This is a genomic window from Peribacillus sp. CSMR9 (genome assembly GCF_033141925.1).
Lineage (GTDB): Bacteria > Bacillota > Bacilli > Bacillales > DSM-1321 > Peribacillus > Peribacillus simplex_A.
The window spans coordinates 1-18,718 of sequence record NZ_JAOPHO010000058.1 but is presented as its reverse complement, the minus strand read 5'-3'; the positions used below and the strand labels follow the sequence as shown (position 1 = coordinate 18,718).

Sequence of the window (18,718 nt, the reverse complement as noted above, 5' to 3'; positions counted from 1 at the left end):
TTGGGAACGGTAAATGCTCTGATAAATAAGCGGATTTTGATTTCTCATATTTAGTTTAGAAAATATCAATTTGTATTACCGAATCGGTTGTATTTGTATTTCCGCCTGTCGTGACTGCTAATGAAAGACTATCACCCGCTTGGAATGTAACAGAAACATTATTATTTATACCAGAAGTTTGTGTACCAGTCATTGAAAGTGTAAGAGGTGTATTAACACCATTTTTTCGAACTGTCCAAGTATCTGTAATTGAAGTGCCAGGTCCTGTTAATGATCGTACACTTAATGATTTTATAATGGCTTTTTGACTTAGCCGGATAAAAACTTCGGTAGTGGATACAGGAGCTGTCCCAGGTCGATAGAAATGGGTTGTATTATTGGGTAAACGACCTTGATCTGCCCAAATAATTGTGGAAGGTTGTAAAAGTGCAGTAAATCCTAAGTTGTTGGCATTTGAATTTTGCAGATTAGTAGAACCAAGAGTTAAAGTTCCGGCTATTTGTGATATATCTGCTGTAACACCTTGAACAAACGCTAAGAATAAGTCTAGCTGTGCTCCTGCTTGATTAACTTCAGCTCCTATATATGAACCAGCCCCTGAGACACGGGTTACTATTAAATTAATATCTCGACAATGGATAGTATGTGCATTTGTATTAACCAATAAAGCTCTTTTATTTCCTAATCCAGTTGACTTAACTATAGTGTTCACAGCTTTCACCGCACTTATACTCCCGTCCGGGTTTCCTGTCCCAAATGAATGAATACCATAAACATTGGAGGTTCCAGCTGCTGATGCAGTTGAATTATCAACTATTATTGTTGTACTTCTTAACTTGGCTGTTTGTGAAGTGGTTCCGGGAAAAGCAACCCCAATTAAACTTACATGATTCGTTGAGGTTAGCATAAGATTAAGATCTTCTACTCTTGTATTCTCTCCCATAGTTAATAGGGTGGTGCTTGCTGTAACATTTTGTTTTCGGATTGTTACAGTTAATGGGTCAATACCTCTTAATGAATTACCTGGAGGCATTACTACGGTTTCATCATAAACCCCTGGATATACAAGGATGGTTATTCCAGTGGCCGCTACACTGTTAATTGCAGAAATAGCCCCATTAATCGTTTTAAAAGGCGACCCGCCAATAGAACCTGTAGAATCATTTCCTAATTTAGTTACCGTGGCTGTATTAGGGCGGGGTATCAATATTTCTATTATTCCATGTGTCATTTTATTCTTATAGTAGCTACAATAGGTTTGATTAAAGTCAACTATGTTCACCTCGTTTCAGATATATGAAAAAAAGCTTTTTTTAATAGAAAATCAGGAGAAGAATGCGCTTTTTTTATTTTATTGTTCCATTCAATTTTAGTAACTTAATATAGCCTATCGCAGTAAAAAAATTAAAAATAATATTCGTTTTTATTTCAAAAACCACCCTAACCGAAGGGTCACTAACAATATCAGTAATTTTTTGTTGTTTATAATCTTCTATGTCTATCTCCGCTGGTTCGTTTAGCTTTACAATAAAGTCGTACCGCATTGAATTAAAGGGCGGGAAGACGCGATAAAGATAACATTATATTGCTTTAGCGTTGTAATTTTTTCGCTGGAGTAAGAGCCGTAAGTTCATCAATGGGGACCGGCTGCCTCATTGGCGTTTACTTCAAGGACAAATTTCACTAGTATGTTAATTTAAAGCGCCTTGTTAATAGGAAAAAGATCAAAGGAAATTTCTAATGTTTCTAAATGAACATATCGAAAAGTAATAGATCAAGTTGACGGTGAATAAGTGGATGAATCGGATAACGGTATACAAAATCGTAAAAAGGGGAGAGTGTGAGTTTATGGGGCTACATGTGACTGGCGAACGAGTCAAGCTGCGGGAGGTCAAGGAGAATGATCTTCCTAGCTTTTTCGAATAGCAAACAGACAAAGTGGCTTTTGACCCGATGGAATAGCATTACATCAAATCGGGTTATTCAAAAGTGACCATATTTTGTATATTCGTTAACCGAGGAGTGAGTTACTGGTTTGGGAAGCAATATTGGGGTATAGGAATTGCTAGAGGGCTCAATTTTTTGACGAAAGTAAATGTTCGTCCTCTTTATGCCCGGGCAGTCAAGGATAATTTATGATCTATCCTGGTGCCGGAAGAATGCGGATTTGAAAGATTCGGTGAGGACAAAGGGGATTCCCATGCAAGAGGTATGGGTTGAAGAATTCATTTTGAAAACTTGAATCCTAAAACCCAGTTAAGATAAGACTAAAACAATATCGTTATGAGGAACGGGTGACATCGAATGTGGTTTAAGATTTTTTCCTTCATTTTCATTTTATGTGGTCTTTTTGTAATGTGGTTCGCCGTTTTTGGTGACAAGAAAGTAGTCAAAGAGTTCGGCTCTGGAATACCAACGAATTTCATCGATTTTATTTTAATGATGGTTTATAGACTTTTCCCTTCTTTTATTAGAAGAATCTTTCTTTTTGCATTGGGCCTGATCATTTCTATCGGCTTTACCTATACGTTGCTTTATTTATAATTAACATGAATTTTCCTTTAATATAAAAAAAACCTGTAACTTTATTCATTCGGAAACGTAATAAAAAGAAACGATACATAGCTATTTCGATGAAAAAAGTCATTGCAGTGATATTGATATTGAGAATTATGAGGGCGGGTAGCTGACGCCGGCTGAAGACTTTAATGTGAGTTCGATGTTATTGCGCAATAAGGATAGGGAAGGGAAGCGGCATACAGAAACCAACATTGGGTATTTTGAAAATGGGTATGTCGGAGAGGCGGCCATAACCTTGTAGTCCATCGGTAAGAACGGTGAAATTCAAATCTATTGATTGCAGCTGATTCAAAGGATGCTTTTATCCAAATGGAAGAATATCAGTATAGTAACAATATGCATAATATGGTAATATTGAATTTGTGTGATTTTGGAAAATATAAAAAAAGGAAGGTATTATATGTCTGAAACGGTTCTTAAGGTTCAATCCTTAACTAAAAAAATTGGAAAAGCGACAATTGTAGACAATGTCAGCTTTGAAATAAAAAGTAATGAAATATTTGGTTTGCTTGGTCCGAATGGGGCTGGTAAGACCACTATCATCCGTATGATCACTGGTCTTATCAACCGTACGGGCGGTACTGTCATGATCAATGGCAGTGACCTCGATAAAGATTTCGAAGGTGCGATGAATCAATTGGGGGCCATTGTTGAAAACCCGGAGTTTTATAAGTACATGACGGGCAGGAAGAATATCCTGCATTATGCCCGAATGTCATCCAATGACATATCCAATGAGCGAATAGAAGAGGTCATCAAGCTTGTCAAACTGGATCATGCCATCGATAAGAAGGTTAAAACCTATTCATTAGGAATGCGTCAGCGCCTTGGCGTGGCACAGGCCATTTTACATAAACCGTCGTTATTGATTTTTGATGAACCGACCAATGGCTTGGATCCACAAGGGATTCGTGAGTTTCGTGATTATTTGAAAGTACTGGCAAGTGAAGGCGTCGGGATATTGATTTCATCACATTTACTATCGGAAATGCAATTGATGTGTGATAGTTTTGCCGTTATCGAAAAAGGAAAGCTGATACATACGAAAGAACATATTGTAGATGAAAAAACCGAAACGGTAAATGAAGTTTCATTCACTGTCAGTGATGGGGAGCTAGCTAAAAAAATCCTTCAAGAACAGTTTGTGGATATTACGATTCTAAAATATGATGCGAAGACAATCTCCGTATCGGCTACTCGTGAACAAACGGCTGATATAAACAGGAGTTTTAATGGAAATCAACTGGATGTCTATGAAATTGGCATTACTAGAAAATCACTGGAAGATAAATTCTTTGAAATCACTGAGCAGGAAATGAGGGAGTCTGTATGATGTCCTTAGTAAAAAATGAATGGATGAAAATCTTTTCAAAAGTATCAACATATATATTCATCGCTTTTCTTCTATTGGCAGCATTAGGGGCGGCAGTCATCGATTATAAATTAAGTGCCGGCGAATCGGGTAAGGATTGGAAGCAAGAGTTAAAGGCAGATATCCAAGAACAGCAAAAGGCATTGGAAGCTACTGATATCAGTGATGATGAAAAAGCCGAAATCATGGCTGACATTGATCTAAATAAGCAACTTTTAGCTGATAATATAAACCCTGACTTAAACACGAATTGGACATATATGGCGGAATGGACTACAACATTAACGTCATTTGTCACTTTATTCGTCGTTATTGTTTGCAGCTCGCTAGTTTCCTCGGAGTTTTCGGATGGTACCATTAAACAACTGTTGATCAGGCCTTATAAACGTTGGAAGATTCTACTTTCCAAATACATTACTTCCCTGTTATTTGCAGCGTTATTACTTGCGAGCCTGCTTATATTCAGTTATCTAATCGGAATCATATTCTTTGGCAATGGTTCGTATTCAGACAAAATAATGGATCCTGCATCTTTCGGTGAATTCAGTCCGGTGGTAGTCGGCGAATATTTCGTGGACATGATCGTTTACTGGATACCAGGATTCTTGGTCATCACGACCATCGCTTTCATGTTAAGCACATTATTTAAAAACCAAGCACTTGCAGTAGGCATATCCATTTTCATCCTATTTGCCTCTTCGACATTAAATATGGTCATTCAATCATTCATCGGTAAATACGAGTGGTTAAAATTCGTCTTATTCCCCCACCTTGATTTAAGGGGCTATATTTCCGGAACCATGGAAATGTTTGATGGAGCCACACTAGGATTCTCGATGGGTGTACTTGGCATCTATTATCTTATCTTTTTAGCGCTAACTTTCTTCTTCTTCCAGAAAAAAGATATCACTAATTAAATAGAGGGAACGACCGAAATCAGTGGCTGATTTCGGTTTTTCTTATTGAAGCCGCCGAGAGAAAAATACAATAAATTAAATTTCTTATTTGGTAATAATGATAAAATCCCCTTCAAGATAAAGGTTGCTGCGGCAGCCTTTTTATCATGGGCAAAAAAACGCAGGTAATTTTTGAAACTATTTTATTTACTCGACTTTCTTTCAATGAATCATCAATTTAGTAATAGAATGAAACCTTTATCCAATTTTATCCGTATAAGATAGTATAAGGATAATTTGGGCAAGGGGTGCAAAATGAATGAAAAAAAGGTTCTGTTAATGGGACTTATAGGATTCATTTTATTTCTAATAGTTATTTACATATCACAATGGACGGTTTTTGGCGTTGCGATCGGGATAGGCGGAGGATACATAATGGGGATCAGCTCCTTCCTGTTTGCTAGTTAGTAGCTCCATTTGAGTTTTACAGCAGGGACGGTCATTGAAAATGAACAATTCGTCCTGTGCGCCAACAATTCGTCCTATTCAAGTCAGGTTAAAGTTTAATAAGGAAATCGGTATAGCCAATATTTTCATTTCCGATATGGATGGAGTAGATTTTAGAGATGGGAAAAATGCATGATAAACGTAAGTTAGTAATTATACTTATTATTATTGGAACAACATTAGGTTTCTATGTGTACTCGGCATTCTCTGAGAAATTGACAAAATCAACGGACTTGTCTGATGAGTCTATCGGGGGATATAAAGTCTGGGATAACATATCGAGTCCAGAATTTATTAGAGAATATGGAGAACCCATCGATCAAGACAATAACAATGCATATGATTATTATTATTGGAAAGGCGGGTTAAAAACGGCGACTATCAATTCAGACGAGGATAAAGGGAAAATAATGCGGTTAATCATTTCAAGTGCGGATGACGATCTATTTGAAAGTTCCCTTCAAACAGGCAAAGGTATTAAATTAGGAAGTAAGAAAGCGGACGTTCTTTCGAAGTATGGGGATCATTATTATAAAAGTTATGAACAGGGAGCGGATATTATCGGCTACATTGACCATAAACGGAATATTACTTTAGAATTTTGGTGTGTTCAAGGTGGAAGGGTTGCAGAAATACGATTAGATGATTCAGATGTTATTTAATGCTTTTTTTTACCGGGAAGGAATGATTAGAATCTTATCGTTATCTAATCTATTATTTTAATTACTTTTCCTACTTTAAAATCTATTGAAAATAAAAAAGGGAGCCAATCCAAAAGAGAGAGTTATAAAAAGGTCCCATTTTATTGAACTGCACCTCCAATTTTTTAGATGGTGAAAATATAGATGTATCAGAGGGGAGTAAAGGGGAAGAAAATTTAAATTAATTCACCATTTTTTCGAATGTGAACTGAAACTTATTTCCATTTTATCCGTATATTATGTCATCGGGGCGGGGAGGAATATCAAATGTACGATGTTGGTGGAAGCGGGGATTGGATTTTCACAGGTGCTCCGGTATTTATAGGAATTATTTTTGTTATCATTTTTATAATGATCATAGTTAATGTATTCTCTGGTCTTAGTCAATGGGAGAAGAACGAGAAATCTCCTCGTTTATCTGTTCCTGCAATGGTGAAAGTCAAACGAACAAATACTATTAGGAATGGTCATTCATACGGTCACAATAACAATCTCCATTCGCAAAGCTCCTCTACGACTTATTATATTACATTTGAATTTGAGAGTGGCGATCGATCAGAATTCCATATTTCAGGAAAGAAGTTTGGTATTCTTGCAGAAGGGGATGTCGGCACTTTAACCTTTCAAGGAACAAGATATATTGATTTTACTAGGAAGAATTGTTAATAAATTAGTTACTTAAAATGAATCTAGGATAGATTAGGGGATGAAGGATCATGAATGAAAAGGGATGTATGAAATGCGGAAGCAATGATGCTGCCAAGAAGGACGTAGCAATGACTGGAACAGGATTGTCAAAAATGTTCGATGTCCAGAATAATCAATTTACGGTTGTGTATTGCAAGAATTGCGGTTATTCGGAGTTTTATAATAAGCAATCATCTGTAGGCAGTAATCTGCTGGATCTATTCCTGGGGTGATAAGCTGCACAAAAAGAATCCCCTTTTTCATGAAAAGGGGATTCTTGTTTTTTCTTCATTTATGCATGAAGTTCTTTCAGCCCATTACCGGTTGGATTACTTTTCAGTATAAGCTATATGTAAAATAATGTATGATTTCATAAGGAGAAATTAAATGAATAAAATAGCACTTCTTCAACTGTCTTTAGCCATGACAATCTTTGGATCTGTCGGTTTCTTTTCAGGACTATCAGGACTTCCTGCATTGGAACTGGTTTTTGTTCGCTGCATTTGTGCTGCCATATTCTTATGTGCAGCATGGATGATTACAGGACATTTCAAGAACGAAATATGGAATGGTAGGGAGATAATGCTCATCATTTTCTGCGCGGTGGCCAACTTGTTAAACTGGATATTCCTCTTTAAATCTTTCGAACTGATATCGGTGACAATTGCCATTTCGCTTTATCATTTAGCGCCGATCATTGTACTCATTATCGGGAGCTTCATCTTCAGGGAGAAAATGAGTTTATTTTCCATCCTGGCCATTTCACTTTGCTTCATTGGCACATTATTCATTATGGGAACAGATGGATTTCGATCATCAACCCCTGAATGGGAAGGGATTATTTATGGGGTCATTGCTGCATTTTTCTATGCGGCAACCATGCTTTTAGGAAAGAGCATTTCAAAGACAAGTGTATACGCGACCACTTTTCTGCAAATGTTCATTGGATTTTTATTACTGATTCCTTTTGTCGATTTTTCAGTCTACACAACGCTAAAATCTTCCGAATGGTTTTATACTATACTTACCGGCATCATCCATACAGGTGTCGTGTATCTTCTGTTTTTTAATAGTATCCGCCATTTGCCTACAAATGTAGTATCTTTCATGATTTTTGTCGATCCGGCAGTGGCCATCCTTTTGGATATTCTGTTTTCAGGATTTCAACCGGACAGGATTCAAATCTTGGGTATTTCATTGATATTTATTGGGGTGCTCTATTCACTTAAGACGACAAGACCGACTGAAAAGGATGTCATGCAAAAAAGGCCGCACACAATGTGAGGCCTTTTTTCTTTATGGTTTTTCTATCAATCTATTGATTAAAATGATATACATCCCAAATGTCAGGGGTTTCTGATCCAAGGTACCAAGCAGATACACCGCCTAGGTGATTTTGTTTTACCAGGTCAATACGGAGCTTCATCGATTTTTTATCTTCTATCCATATTTGATGCTTTTCCCCTTTGGAAGTATACTCCACGTAATTTTGTTGAGTCTTTTTATCCCATACCTTTTTAAGTTTATGAGATGAAATGATTTTGTTGACTTCAGCCATGGTAAGGTCATGGCTTTTCACTTTTTTGGTCGATAAATCGGTTACCCATTCTCTCGTATAAAATGGTACAGCCAATATGATCTTATGGGCAGGTACTTCTTTCATTAAAAGCTTAGTTCCTTCTTTGATCCAAGGTAACGAGGAAACGGACCCGGCTACTGGGCTCCCTCCCCAATGCTCGTCATAACCCATTATGATTATGTAGTCTGCTATTTTGCCAAGAGCTTTCCTATCCAGACTTTTTGACCAAAAAGGGTCTTCATTTTCTCGGGTGACATCCACAGATACTTTAATTCCATGTGGTTTTAGTGCCTTTTTCAGTTCGCCTATGAAAAGTACAAAGTCCTTCTTGTTTTTTGGATCGATGTTTTCAAAATCTACATTTATTCCATCACTTTTAGTTTTAACAAGTGAATCACGTAAAGCTGAAACCAATTTCTGGCGTTTTTTTGTATTGCCTAGTACAGAACCGGTTAAAACAGGGTCAAATTGATTTCCGATAAGCTGCCAAACTTGCTTTCCTTGCTTATGGGCGTTTTGGACGAACTTTGCATCCGCAGAAACGGAAACGAAATTACCGGAATCCTTCAGCGTATAGGAACGAGGAGAAACTACATTTAAATTAGGTTGTTTAATTTGTTGGGTGTAGTTTTCTTTCGATTCATTATGCGTCCAGCCCATGACGACAGGTTTTTGCGCCTTTTTTTGAAGCTGGGATGTCTTTATCCATCCCTTTTTACCATCAAGCAATTGAACCTGGTAGTAATAATCAGGAATCTTCAATTTTTGGCCAACATTAATTGTATCTGCATGTAAGTTATTTAATTTCGTCAAATCACTGGTGGTTACCTTATATTTAGAAGAAATCTTCCACAAAGTATCTCCTGATACTACCTTATGGATCTTATATTTCTGGGGAATCTTCAGGCTTTGGCCAACAGTAATTTCGGAAGAAGTTAATTTGTTTTCTTTTTGTAGCTCACTTACTGAAACTCCATATTGATTTGCTACTTTCCATAATGTGTTTCCAGTCTTTACTTTATGAATAATAGGGCCAGCGGAATCCCCAACGGCAGAGGAAATGACGGGAAACTCCTCGCCCTTTTTTAAGGTCTTTAATAGAGTAGAACCTAATTTAGGAGAACTAAAAACTTTTGTATTGTCCACTTTAACAGAACCTATGTATTGGGTTTTACTTGATGAACTACCACTGGTTGGAAAGAGACACATACAAAGAAGGCTTAACATAATAAAACATCCAAAGAATTTTTTCACGATTATTTTATTCCCCTTTGTAAAATTTAACTTTACTAGTTTACTATGGAGAATAGTAATAAAATAGAGGTACATTGTGGAAAAGTCTAGAAAATAGGGAATTATCTAAACAGGAATACGATTCTGCTGTTGTGGCCCCACACTATGGTAGGTCGAATTATTCTGTTGTAGGACGAACTATTTTGATGAAGGTCGGAATATTTGCGTGAAGGTCGAATTATTTGCATGTGGGATGGAATATTCCTCCATTTCGACAAATTATGATTTTTATTTACTTTTGGAATTAATTTCCACCTCACGATCTGCTACGACTAATGGTTAGGTTTAATGCTGATAGTTCATCTAGAAATAAGACTATAAAATTGGTAGTCCTATTTGTGTTCATTGTTTTCTTTTTAGTAAAAATCTTGGAGATGGAAGGGCTTCTTGTTCAGCTTCAAAATAAGCGAGTTTATTTGGTATGCAGGATATGATTGAGGGCATCCCCATTCCAACAGCTTTTTCTAAGGCGGTTAATAAGGGGAGCTCCTTACCATCAATATCTTCATCCCAGGATATTACATAACAAGAATCTTCAGCACCATTCTGTTTTAGTAACTTAGCTATATCTACTGGATCTGAATTCGGTTTCGGAATCTAAATGATGTATTCTTCACGAAGAGTTGTTCTGTAAGAATGACAAAGGTGACTTAAGGCATCCTTGCGTTTCTTGGCTGAAGACAATTCGAACAGAATTCTATCTTGGAGCCTTTTGGTGAAAAATGATTTTACAATTGTTTTCTCCATTTCCTTATCCAAACTAATCCCCCTTTACAGTTTTTCAACTGGTAAATCCATATAGTCTTTGATATTTAACATCTCTCTAAAATCCCTCGAGATTTACGACAGTTTATTATACGTTTGTCGTTTTTAAGCTTTCTATGATAAGAAAAAAATTCTTCCAAATGGAGATTAATTTGTTGGAACTATACCATCCTATTCGTAGGAACAAGGTTAGCCAGTTTTGGCTATTTTCCATTTTTTTGGTAGGGTTTTCCGTTAAAAATACCTTGTACATGACATTTGTCATCTTCTAGTCATGACACCTGGTACTAATAAAATCAGGTTGATTTCTTTATAATAAGAAATAACGAAAAAATAAAGGGAAGTGCAATTGATTAATGACCATACAAAATACTAAAAACTTGAGAAAACAAATTGCTCCTTTTGAACAATCAACGACAAAAGAAAGTATATGGCAGATCATCAATACGTTAGGGCCATTCATTATTTTATGGTACCTAGCATATATAAGTCTTTCGGTTTCTTATTGGTTAACTTTAATTCCAGCTGTGTTGGCTGCTGGCTTCTTGACAAGAATTTTCATAATTTTTCATGATTGTACGCATCATTCATTTTTTAAAAGCCGCCGTGCGAATAGAATAGTCGGGACAGTCATGGGTGTTTTGACTGTATTCCCTTTTGATCAATGGGGGCATGAGCATTCTGTGCATCACGCAACAAGTGGCAATTTAGATAAGCGGGGTACAGGGGATATTTGGACCCTTACGGTGGATGAATATTTGGCTGCGCCGCTTAGACTTCGTTTTGCCTATCGTTTTTATCGCAATCCATTGGTAATGTTTGGGATAGGTCCGATTTATGTTTTCCTTCTTAAAAATAGATTTAACCGAAAAGGTGCTAGAAAGAAGGAAAAAATGAACACCTATTTGACGAATGTATTAATCGTTGGTTTAGTGGCATTGCTTTGCCTTGCAGTAGGTTGGCAGTCATTTCTTTTAGTACAAGGTTCCATTTTCTTAATATCAGGTTCAGTGGGCATTTGGCTGTTTTACGTCCAGCACACATTTGAGGACTCTTATTTTGAAGGAAATGAGGAGTGGGAATATGTATTAGCAGCAGTGGAAGGAAGTTCTTTTTATAAGCTACCAAAACTGATGCAGTTCCTTACTGGTAATATCGGTTACCATCATGTTCACCATTTAAGTCCTAGGGTACCTAACTATAAACTGGAAAATGCACATAATAATACAGAGCCTTTAAAGAACGTACCAACGATTACTCTTGCTACAAGCTTACAGTCGCTCCGTTTCCGCTTGTGGGATGAGAAAAACAAGAATTTTGTTGGCTTTAAAGACATAAAACATTTAACGAAAAAAAGTGTTTCCGTTCAAGTGAAATCTGAATTGTAACGTTCATGAATCATTCAAAGACTCCCTTAATAATCCTTGGATTTTGGGGAGTCTTTTCTTCATATAACGACTCAGTAAAGGAGAGAACTTAAAATGATCCGAATTGTCATTGCAGAGAATCAGCAAATGCTGTTAGAGGCAATTAGTTCTCTACTCAATCTTGAAGAAGATATAGAAATTGCCGGGCAAGCCAGTAATGGAGAAGAAGCTATTACTCTTGTGCACCAATTAAAGCCGGATGTTTGTATCATGGATATGGAGATGCCTGTAAAGAGCGGGCTTGAGGCAGCTGAAGCTTTAAAGTCATTTGAATGCAAAGTGATTATTTTAACGACATTTCGAAGGACTGGTTATTTTCAACTTGCTTTAAAAGCAAATGTAAGTGGTTATTTATTGAAGGATAACCCGAGTGAAGAGTTAGCCTGCTCGATTCGCAGCGTATTGGATGGCAAGCGAATATACTCCCCTGAACTTATGGATGAGTCTTCCAACAATAATGACCAGGAAATGGGTGTGTTAGGCCTGTTAGCCGATGGTCAAACCACACTTGACCCCTCAAATCAGCAAAGCAACACAATTGGGACCGTAAGGAAATATTTTTCGACTATCAAGGATAAAATGAAGTTACCGGCTGGCTAGATAGATTTGGGATAGAGACTTTATGACAGGGTTAGATCAGAAATCCTGTGTTGACACGTTTTTTAAAATTGTGTACGATGGATTAAATCATAATATTGAAAATTCTGTGATAAAGAGAGTAGTTCATTTTGAAATGGAAAGCGAGTTAGGGATGGTGTGAGCCTAATGCAGGACGGATGAATGAAACGCACTTTGGAGAAATTTCTTGAAACGTCCAGTAGAGAACATCGGGGAGTCACCTCGTTAACAATGGAAAGTGGTCACAATTTGTGGCAACTAGAGTGGTACCACGGGAAACTATGCTCTCGTCTCTTATTTAGAGACGGGGGCTTTTTTGTTTAGGAGGGAAAAATGACGATGAATAAACCAATTGCAGCCTTAATTTCAACTGCTTTGAACAATGAAATGCCAGCAAGTGAAATAGAAAAATTAATGGAAAAGCCTAAATTGATGGAGTTAGGTGATGTCGCCTTTCCATGCTTTACTCTTGCAAAAAAGTTAAAAAAGTCACCTCAAGTGATTGCGTCTGAAATAGCTGAACAATTAAACAGTAAGTTGATCCAAGAAGTGAACGTAGTGGGTGGTTATCTGAACATCTTCGTCAATCAACAGATTGTGACGGAAAATGTGTTGCAAACCATATTAAGTGAAAAGGATAAGTATGGCGGAAAGCAGCCTGTACAGGGGAATGTCGTGATTGATTATTCATCCCCGAATATTGCAAAGCCTTTTTCCATGGGGCACTTACGCTCAACAGTCATAGGAAATGCATTGGCTAACATTGCTGAAAAAAATGGCTACAATGCCGTGCGTATTAATCATCTAGGGGATTGGGGCACGCAATTCGGGAAATTGATTGTCGCGTATAAGCTGTGGGGAGACAAGGAGGCAATCGAAGCTTCCCCGATTCAGGAATTATTGAAAATCTATGTGAAGTTCCATGAAATGGCTGAAACGGATGAATCGTTGAATGAACAAGCACGCGCTAGCTTCAAGTCGCTTGAAGATGGGGACGAGGAGGCACTGGCACTATGGAAATGGTTCAGGGATGCGTCTCTAAAAGAATTCGATACGATTTATGATTTATTGGGCATCCGTTTTGATTCCTATGCTGGTGAAGCGTTTTACAATGACAAAATGGATGTTGTTGTCGAGGAACTAAAAGAAAAAGGCCTGCTTACCCTATCCGAAGGTGCCTATGTCGTGCAATTGGAAGATATGCCGCCTTGTTTGATTACGAAAACGGATGGTGCGACACTTTATGCCACGCGTGATTTAGCCGCGGCATTGTATCGTAAAGAAAAGTATGAGGCGAAGAAAACCTTTTATGTTGTAGGAAATGAACAATCCCTGCACTTTAAACAACTCTTTAACGTCATTGGAAAAATGGGGTACGATTGGTCAAATGACTTACAGCACGTAGCATTTGGCATGATGTTAAAAGACGGTAAGAAAATGTCGACACGTAAAGGGAAAGTCGTGCTGCTTGCGGATGTTTTGGCAGAGGCAATCGAAACGGCGAAGCGAAATATTGAAGAAAAAAATCAAGCGCTTGAACAGAAAGAACTGGTTGCAAGACAGGTCGGTGTCGGAGCGGTAATCTTTAATGATTTAAAAAATAATCGGATGAATGATATTGACTTTTCATTAGAGCAAATGATGAATTTTGAGGGAGAAACGGGTCCATATGTACAGTACACATTTGCGCGTATTTCATCATTGCTGGAAAAAGGTGAATTTAAAGAACAGGTAATCCATTTTGACGCTTTAGGAGAATATGCTTGGTCAGTCATCCAACTGCTTGAGCAATACCCGGTCATTGTCCAAAAATCATTTGAACAAGCAGACCCATCACAAGTCGCGAAATTCAGCTTGCAGTTATCACGCGCATTCAATAAGTATTATGCGCATTCGAAAATCTTGGTTGAAGATGAATGGAAACAAATGAAGCTCTCATTCGCTTTTTCCGTAGCCATTGTATTAAAGGATGCGCTAAGTTTATTGGGAATTTCAGCGCCGAATAAAATGTAAAGTTAAAACGTTCTTGCATTAGCGAAGAAAACTGAATGAAAAAAGAATCCATTTTGATCAATTTTCCTTCAAAATGGATTCTTTAAAAATAAAATGGAAGCAAAAAACGCCTACTCGATGACATCGAACCATAACGGGGATTTATTATCAGGTTCACCATTGTAATTGATCGTGATTTCCTCGCCAGCCTTTATATCTTTATAAGCATAAAAGTCTATCGTTAAATCTTCTAAATTATTATCGAATGTCGCATTTGGTGTGTATGAATGATTGAATAGTGATCCATTTCCTAAGGCAGTGACAGTTTCATCGTTATCTCCCCAATAAAAACAGTGATGAAAGAGTGCAGTTTTCCTTAGATATTTCCATTCATGTCTGGGTGAAATGATGACAGGTGATACCTCAATCAGTTCATCTTTTTTAATATCCCTTGTAGCATATACTCCCCTGCCGTACTTCCCCGTATTTTTAATGCAGATTGGTGACACGAAAGCAACTCCCCTTCGGTCCTGTTTAGCTTTCAGTTGTGTTGTGGCACTTTTTTCATCTAGGTCACCGAGGTGCTTATTTAAGTAATCACTGCGTTTGCGAATGAATTCGAAGATGAATTCCGGTTCCTTGTCGAATAGATCAATCTTATTCTTTTTATATGGATCTAGAAGGATGTGGGGGAGTATGCCCTGGTGCAGTGATAATACTTTATTTTCCATATGCTTCACGGTAAATGTGGTTTCCAATGTTTCAACCAAGAGGTCTTTGTAGAACTTACTGTATTCCGGAACCTGCAAGAGCAGATGAATAAGGTGGTTTGCCTTTTTCCCTCCGATAGGGACATATGTGTGCTCCATGATCCCGCCACTGACTTTGCGTCCCCAGGTGGCATCGTAATCCCAAGGAATGATTTCAAATAACTTCGTTTTACTATTGCGATATAGTGCATAGTTATGAGTGAAACCGTCGTTATTCATGGTGCAAACGGCTCCAACCAGCCAGCGTAAGTATTTATGGATATCAAGATGCTGCGAGACTACTTCAGGAAACTTTGCAAGTGGGGTGGTGTTTACTTTTTTGATGAATTCGATTAGATATTCATCATCGGCGGGTTTGCCAAACGCTTGCTTATAGCCTGACGTAAGGGAGTCTTTCACTTTCCCATCCCTTTCCAATGAAAAGTTGGCATTATTGTTGACAGCATAATAAATCGGACCGGCAGGAAGTCCTCTTTTTTCTAAAAAAAACCCATCGACGGAATCCAATTGTAAATACACACCTTTAAACGTGCCATTTCGGAATAGGTTGATGTGTTGGCTATGAGGGGAAAGGACACCAAGGTCTTGAAAGAAATCGAGTGAGAGTTTATTGCGAATGAGGGAAGGATCTCTGTATTCGGCATTGAGATGGATTTTGTGGGCGCCAAAGAATCGTTTTGGCTCGATGAAATCAATCCAATAGGATCTTTTCCGGAATTTACGGGTATAAGAGCCCCGATAGGCAATATCGATATCGTAAATGTCGTTTTCTACTTTCAAATAGGCGGGAATAGGGTCATCGCTCCAAATATCCGCACGTAAATCTTCTAGATCTTCTTCTTCTATCGTTAAGAAATAAGATGGAATATGATAAGACATACACTCACCTTCCTTTCTTTTTTTAAGATGTTTTATGGGCAGTCCGACATTAATGAAGCCGTAATATCATAAAATACTTCCACTTGATCAATCAGGGATCAATCAAGCTGAAGCATTTTATATTTAACTATCTATCTTCTTCTTTTTTTGCCAGTGGATGAACTTGAACTTGAGCTTGAGCTTGAACTTGAACTTGATGAAGTAGATGTTGTTGTAGTTGTGATACCAGTAGTTGTGGTATCAGTAGCTGTGTTGCCAGTAGTTGTGGAGCCAGTGGTTGTGAAACCAGTGGTTGTGCTGCCAGTAGATTTTTTTCCACTGGATTTTTTTCCATTTGATTTACCAGTGGACTTGCTTCCAGTAGAAGTGCTACCGGTAGATGAACTGCCAGTAGAAGTACTACCCGTAGAAGAACTGCCAGATGAAGCTGCTTTTCCTTTTTTCCCTTTCGGCATACAGACCCCTCCTTTAATAAGGTTAATTTTATGATATGCGCAATGGTACATACTTGAGCGATAGTTAACGACAAACGGGCTAATAAAAATTATGGAGAGGATTTAGGAGAGTTGCCTAATCCCAGGAGAATTATAGAATGGATAAGCAACAAAATGGAGCACCGTCCATTGTTAACATCTTTCGTCAATCAGTAGTTGTGTTGCCAGTAGATTTTTTTCCACTGGATTTTTTTCCAGTGGATTTACTGCCAGTAGAAGTGCTACCGGTAGATGAACTGCCAGTAGACTTGCTTCCAGTAGAAGTGCTACCCGTAGAAGAACTGCCAGATGAAGCTGCTTTTCCTTTTTTCCCTTTCGGCATACAGACCCCTCCTTTAATAAGGTTAATTTTATGATATGCGCAATGGTACATACTTGAGCGATAGTTAACGACAAACGGGCTAATAAAAATTATGGAGAGGATTTAGGAGAGTTGCCTAATCCCAGGAGAATTATAGAATGGATAAGCAACAAAATGGAGCACCGTCCATTGTTAACATCTTTCGTCAATCAGTAGTTGTGTTGCCAGTAGTTGTGCTGCCAGTAGATTTTTTTCCACTGGATTTTTTTCCAGTGGATTTACTGCCAGTAGAAGTGCTACCGGTAGATGAACTGCCAGTGGACTTGCTGCCAGTAGAAGTACTACCCGTAGAAGAACTGCCAGATGAAGCTGCTTTTCCTTTTTTCCCTTTCGGCATACAGACCCCTCCTTTAATAAGGTTAATTTTATGATATGCGCAATGGTACATACTTGAGCGTTAGTTAACGATAAACGGGCAAATAAAAATTAACGGAGAGGATTTAGGAGAGTTGCCTAATCCCAGGAGAATTATAGAATGGATAAGCAACAAAATGGAGTACCGTCCATTGTTAACATCTTTCGTCAATCATTGCATCATGATCAGGCAGAATAATAAATTCATGAAAAAAATGCCCTTTAATCCCGATGACCGGGAAGAAAGGGCATTTACCGCGGAATACAATGAACTGGATGTCACGTCACGGCTATAATAAATTAATAAGCGAGGCTGAATAGGGCTTTGATGTGTGATAGATAGCGAATATTACTTGCTTCTTTCATCAATGTAGCCGGCAGACCTTTAAGGGAAGTGTTATTGGCCCCAACGGTTGCCACTGCATCTTTACGGCCAAGGCTCGCAAGTGTACCTGAGTTTACAGGTGAAAATTCTTCAAGTTTCTTGCCTTCAAAGGCTGCATATAGGTTGTATCCAACAAGCTCACCCATTTGCCAAGCATTTTGTGCAGTAGGAGCGTATGGACGGCCGCCTTCTGGAGGGAAAGCAACGGCACAGTCTCCGACAACGAATACGTCATTATGGGATTTGGATTGCAAATACTCATTAACGGTTGCTTTGCCGCGATCCACTTCAAGGCCTGATTCGCCTACAATAGGAAGTGCTGCGACTCCGCCTGTCCAAACAAGCGTATTGGCTTCGATCGTTTGTCCATCTTTCAATTCGATTTGATTTCCTTTAACACCCGTTACAGGCAGACCTGTCAAGAATTCAACGCCGCGTGCTTCCAAGCTGGACATGGCACGTTCAATTAAGTGGTCAGGCAGGACAGGAAGGATTTTTGGACCAGCTTCCACAAGCTTGATTTTCAAGTCCTTGAAGTCCACTCCGAACTTTTTGGCGATTTTAGGGAAATGATCCACGATTTCACCGATTAACTCGACGCCAGTCAATCCGCCGCCGCCGATTACGATTGTAGCGTCCGCTTCGTTATTCGTTTGTGCATATTCACGGATGCGATCTTCGATATGTTTGTAAATTTTGTTAGCATCATTTACGGATTTCAAGACCATGCTGTTTTCCTCAAGTCCCGGAATGCCGAAGAATCCTGTTTGGCTTCCCAAAGCAACAACTAGGGCATCATAAGATAAAGTGGAACCATTCGCAAGTTTCACTTCTTTTTTATCGACTGAGAAAGACTCCACTTTTGAAATGGTAAGGTCGATATCTTTTCCTTTGAAAAGTTTTTCCAAAGGAATCGAAACGGCTTGTTCAGAAATGGATCCGCCTGCAAGACGGTGCAATTCGGTGATGATTTGGTGCGTTGGAAATTGATTCACCACTGTAACCTGCACTTCATCCTTATTGTAATATTCACGTACGGATAAGGCTGATAGTAATCC

19 protein-coding genes, 2 pseudogenes and 1 other annotated feature are annotated in these 18,718 nt (G+C 38.3%); of the genes and pseudogenes, 15 read left to right on the top strand and 6 right to left on the bottom strand.

Annotated features, from left to right (window positions below):
- Positions 1–55: 55 nt before the first annotated feature.
- Positions 56–1,231, bottom strand: a complete 1,176-nt coding sequence (locus N9I19_RS19545) for a hypothetical protein (protein WP_317778719.1) — start codon at positions 1,229–1,231, stop codon at positions 56–58.
- A gap of 1,073 nt (positions 1,232–2,304) precedes the next feature.
- Between N9I19_RS19545 and N9I19_RS19540 the strand changes: the two genes are divergently transcribed.
- The 8 genes from N9I19_RS19540 to N9I19_RS19505 all read left to right on the top strand — a co-directional run bounded on the left by N9I19_RS19540 (position 2,305) and on the right by N9I19_RS19505 (position 8,027).
- On the top strand, positions 2,305–2,544 hold the full coding sequence (locus N9I19_RS19540; protein ID WP_284469665.1) for a hypothetical protein: 240 nt from the start codon (positions 2,305–2,307) through the stop codon (positions 2,542–2,544).
- Between the two features lie 436 nt (positions 2,545–2,980).
- A complete protein-coding gene (locus N9I19_RS19535; protein ID WP_089364392.1) occupies positions 2,981–3,913 on the top strand; it encodes an ABC transporter ATP-binding protein in 933 nt (310 codons plus the stop codon).
- The gene (locus tag N9I19_RS19530) at positions 3,913–4,869 is read left to right on the top strand and encodes an ABC transporter permease (protein WP_289319629.1); all 957 of its coding nucleotides are present in this window, start codon (positions 3,913–3,915) and stop codon (positions 4,867–4,869) included. The genes N9I19_RS19535 and N9I19_RS19530 overlap by 1 nt, the downstream gene beginning before the upstream one ends.
- 294 nt (positions 4,870–5,163) lie before the next feature.
- The gene (locus N9I19_RS19525; protein ID WP_317778718.1) at positions 5,164–5,316 is read left to right on the top strand and encodes a hypothetical protein; all 153 of its coding nucleotides are present in this window, start codon (positions 5,164–5,166) and stop codon (positions 5,314–5,316) included.
- 158 nt (positions 5,317–5,474) lie between these two features.
- Positions 5,475–6,017: a hypothetical protein gene (locus tag N9I19_RS19520; RefSeq protein WP_317778717.1), complete on the top strand. Its 543-nt coding sequence runs from the start codon at positions 5,475–5,477 to the stop codon at positions 6,015–6,017.
- 306 nt (positions 6,018–6,323) lie between these two features.
- On the top strand, positions 6,324–6,722 hold the full coding sequence (locus N9I19_RS19515; RefSeq protein ID WP_317778716.1) for a DUF2500 domain-containing protein: 399 nt from the start codon (positions 6,324–6,326) through the stop codon (positions 6,720–6,722).
- Positions 6,723–6,772: 50 nt separating this feature from the next.
- Positions 6,773–6,976, top strand: a complete 204-nt coding sequence (locus tag N9I19_RS19510; RefSeq protein WP_284469669.1) for a zinc ribbon domain-containing protein — start codon at positions 6,773–6,775, stop codon at positions 6,974–6,976.
- 154 nt (positions 6,977–7,130) lie between these two features.
- Positions 7,131–8,027, top strand: coding sequence for a DMT family transporter (locus N9I19_RS19505; RefSeq protein ID WP_317778715.1), 897 nt, complete (start codon positions 7,131–7,133; stop codon positions 8,025–8,027).
- Between the two features lie 31 nt (positions 8,028–8,058).
- Here the strand turns inward: N9I19_RS19505 and N9I19_RS19500 are convergent, their stop codons facing one another.
- Positions 8,059–9,468: a LysM peptidoglycan-binding domain-containing protein gene (locus N9I19_RS19500; RefSeq protein WP_317778714.1), complete on the bottom strand. Its 1,410-nt coding sequence runs from the start codon at positions 9,466–9,468 to the stop codon at positions 8,059–8,061.
- A 489-nt stretch (positions 9,469–9,957) separates the two neighbouring features.
- Positions 9,958–10,374, bottom strand: a pseudogene (locus N9I19_RS19495) (hypothetical protein).
- A 362-nt stretch (positions 10,375–10,736) separates the two neighbouring features.
- Here N9I19_RS19495 and desA point away from each other — a divergent pair.
- From desA to argS, 3 genes are all read left to right on the top strand, one after another.
- Complete coding sequence (gene desA / locus N9I19_RS19490) at positions 10,737–11,768, top strand: Delta(5) desaturase DesA (protein ID WP_317778713.1); 1,032 nt, start codon at positions 10,737–10,739, stop codon at positions 11,766–11,768.
- Positions 11,769–11,861: 93 nt separating this feature from the next.
- The gene (locus N9I19_RS19485; protein ID WP_089364399.1) at positions 11,862–12,407 is read left to right on the top strand and encodes a response regulator; all 546 of its coding nucleotides are present in this window, start codon (positions 11,862–11,864) and stop codon (positions 12,405–12,407) included.
- A 97-nt stretch (positions 12,408–12,504) separates the two neighbouring features.
- Positions 12,505–12,723: a binding site (T-box leader), on the top strand.
- Positions 12,724–12,758: 35 nt separating this feature from the next.
- Entirely contained in the window at positions 12,759–14,438 is a 1,680-nt protein-coding gene (gene argS / locus N9I19_RS19480) for an arginine--tRNA ligase (RefSeq protein WP_411730598.1), read from the top strand.
- A 110-nt stretch (positions 14,439–14,548) separates the two neighbouring features.
- Here the strand turns inward: argS and N9I19_RS19475 are convergent, their stop codons facing one another.
- Together N9I19_RS19475 and N9I19_RS19470 are read right to left on the bottom strand one after the other, a co-directional pair.
- Positions 14,549–14,926, bottom strand: a complete 378-nt coding sequence (locus N9I19_RS19475) for an SET domain-containing protein (protein WP_284472003.1) — start codon at positions 14,924–14,926, stop codon at positions 14,549–14,551.
- A gap of 60 nt (positions 14,927–14,986) precedes the next feature.
- Positions 14,987–16,066: pseudogene (locus N9I19_RS19470) on the bottom strand (CotH kinase family protein); the annotation flags it as partial.
- A 153-nt stretch (positions 16,067–16,219) separates the two neighbouring features.
- On the opposite strand from N9I19_RS19470, the gene N9I19_RS19465 reads away from it, so the two are divergent.
- From N9I19_RS19465 to N9I19_RS19450, 4 genes are all read left to right on the top strand, one after another.
- Positions 16,220–16,555, top strand: coding sequence for a hypothetical protein (locus N9I19_RS19465; protein ID WP_317778711.1), 336 nt, complete (start codon positions 16,220–16,222; stop codon positions 16,553–16,555).
- 103 nt (positions 16,556–16,658) lie between these two features.
- Positions 16,659–16,916 carry a hypothetical protein gene (locus N9I19_RS19460; RefSeq protein ID WP_317778710.1) on the top strand — a complete coding sequence of 86 codons (258 nt, stop codon included), beginning with the start codon at positions 16,659–16,661 and terminating at the stop codon, positions 16,914–16,916.
- 103 nt (positions 16,917–17,019) lie between these two features.
- A complete protein-coding gene (locus tag N9I19_RS19455; protein ID WP_317778709.1) occupies positions 17,020–17,292 on the top strand; it encodes a hypothetical protein in 273 nt (90 codons plus the stop codon).
- 135 nt (positions 17,293–17,427) lie between these two features.
- Positions 17,428–17,571 (top strand): hypothetical protein, encoded by a 144-nt coding sequence (locus N9I19_RS19450; RefSeq protein ID WP_317778708.1) that lies wholly within the window; start codon positions 17,428–17,430, stop codon positions 17,569–17,571.
- Between the two features lie 4 nt (positions 17,572–17,575).
- On the opposite strand, the gene N9I19_RS19445 is transcribed toward N9I19_RS19450, so the two are convergent.
- On the bottom strand, positions 17,576–18,718 hold a 1,143-nt coding region (locus tag N9I19_RS19445; protein WP_317778707.1), incomplete at its 5' end, for an NAD(P)/FAD-dependent oxidoreductase.

Bases quoted from the DNA above. Each gene is read 5' to 3' on its own strand.
- N9I19_RS19510 (WP_284469669.1), top strand. From the start codon at position 6,773: ATGAATGAAAAGGGATGTATGAAATGCGGAAGCAATGATGCTGCCAAG.
- N9I19_RS19460 (WP_317778710.1), top strand. From the start codon at position 16,659: ATGGATAAGCAACAAAATGGAGCACCGTCCATTGTTAACATCTTTCGT.
- N9I19_RS19545 (WP_317778719.1), bottom strand. From the start codon at position 1,231: ATGACACATGGAATAATAGAAATATTGATACCCCGCCCTAATACAGCC.
- N9I19_RS19455 (WP_317778709.1), top strand. From the start codon at position 17,020: ATGGATAAGCAACAAAATGGAGCACCGTCCATTGTTAACATCTTTCGT.
- argS (WP_411730598.1), top strand. From the start codon at position 12,759: ATGACGATGAATAAACCAATTGCAGCCTTAATTTCAACTGCTTTGAAC.
- N9I19_RS19530 (WP_289319629.1), top strand. From the start codon at position 3,913: ATGTCCTTAGTAAAAAATGAATGGATGAAAATCTTTTCAAAAGTATCA.
- N9I19_RS19540 (WP_284469665.1), top strand. From the start codon at position 2,305: ATGTGGTTTAAGATTTTTTCCTTCATTTTCATTTTATGTGGTCTTTTT.
- desA (WP_317778713.1), top strand. From the start codon at position 10,737: ATGACCATACAAAATACTAAAAACTTGAGAAAACAAATTGCTCCTTTT.
- N9I19_RS19485 (WP_089364399.1), top strand. From the start codon at position 11,862: ATGATCCGAATTGTCATTGCAGAGAATCAGCAAATGCTGTTAGAGGCA.
- N9I19_RS19520 (WP_317778717.1), top strand. From the start codon at position 5,475: ATGGGAAAAATGCATGATAAACGTAAGTTAGTAATTATACTTATTATT.
- N9I19_RS19525 (WP_317778718.1), top strand. From the start codon at position 5,164: ATGAATGAAAAAAAGGTTCTGTTAATGGGACTTATAGGATTCATTTTA.
- N9I19_RS19515 (WP_317778716.1), top strand. From the start codon at position 6,324: ATGTACGATGTTGGTGGAAGCGGGGATTGGATTTTCACAGGTGCTCCG.
- N9I19_RS19505 (WP_317778715.1), top strand. From the start codon at position 7,131: ATGAATAAAATAGCACTTCTTCAACTGTCTTTAGCCATGACAATCTTT.
- N9I19_RS19535 (WP_089364392.1), top strand. From the start codon at position 2,981: ATGTCTGAAACGGTTCTTAAGGTTCAATCCTTAACTAAAAAAATTGGA.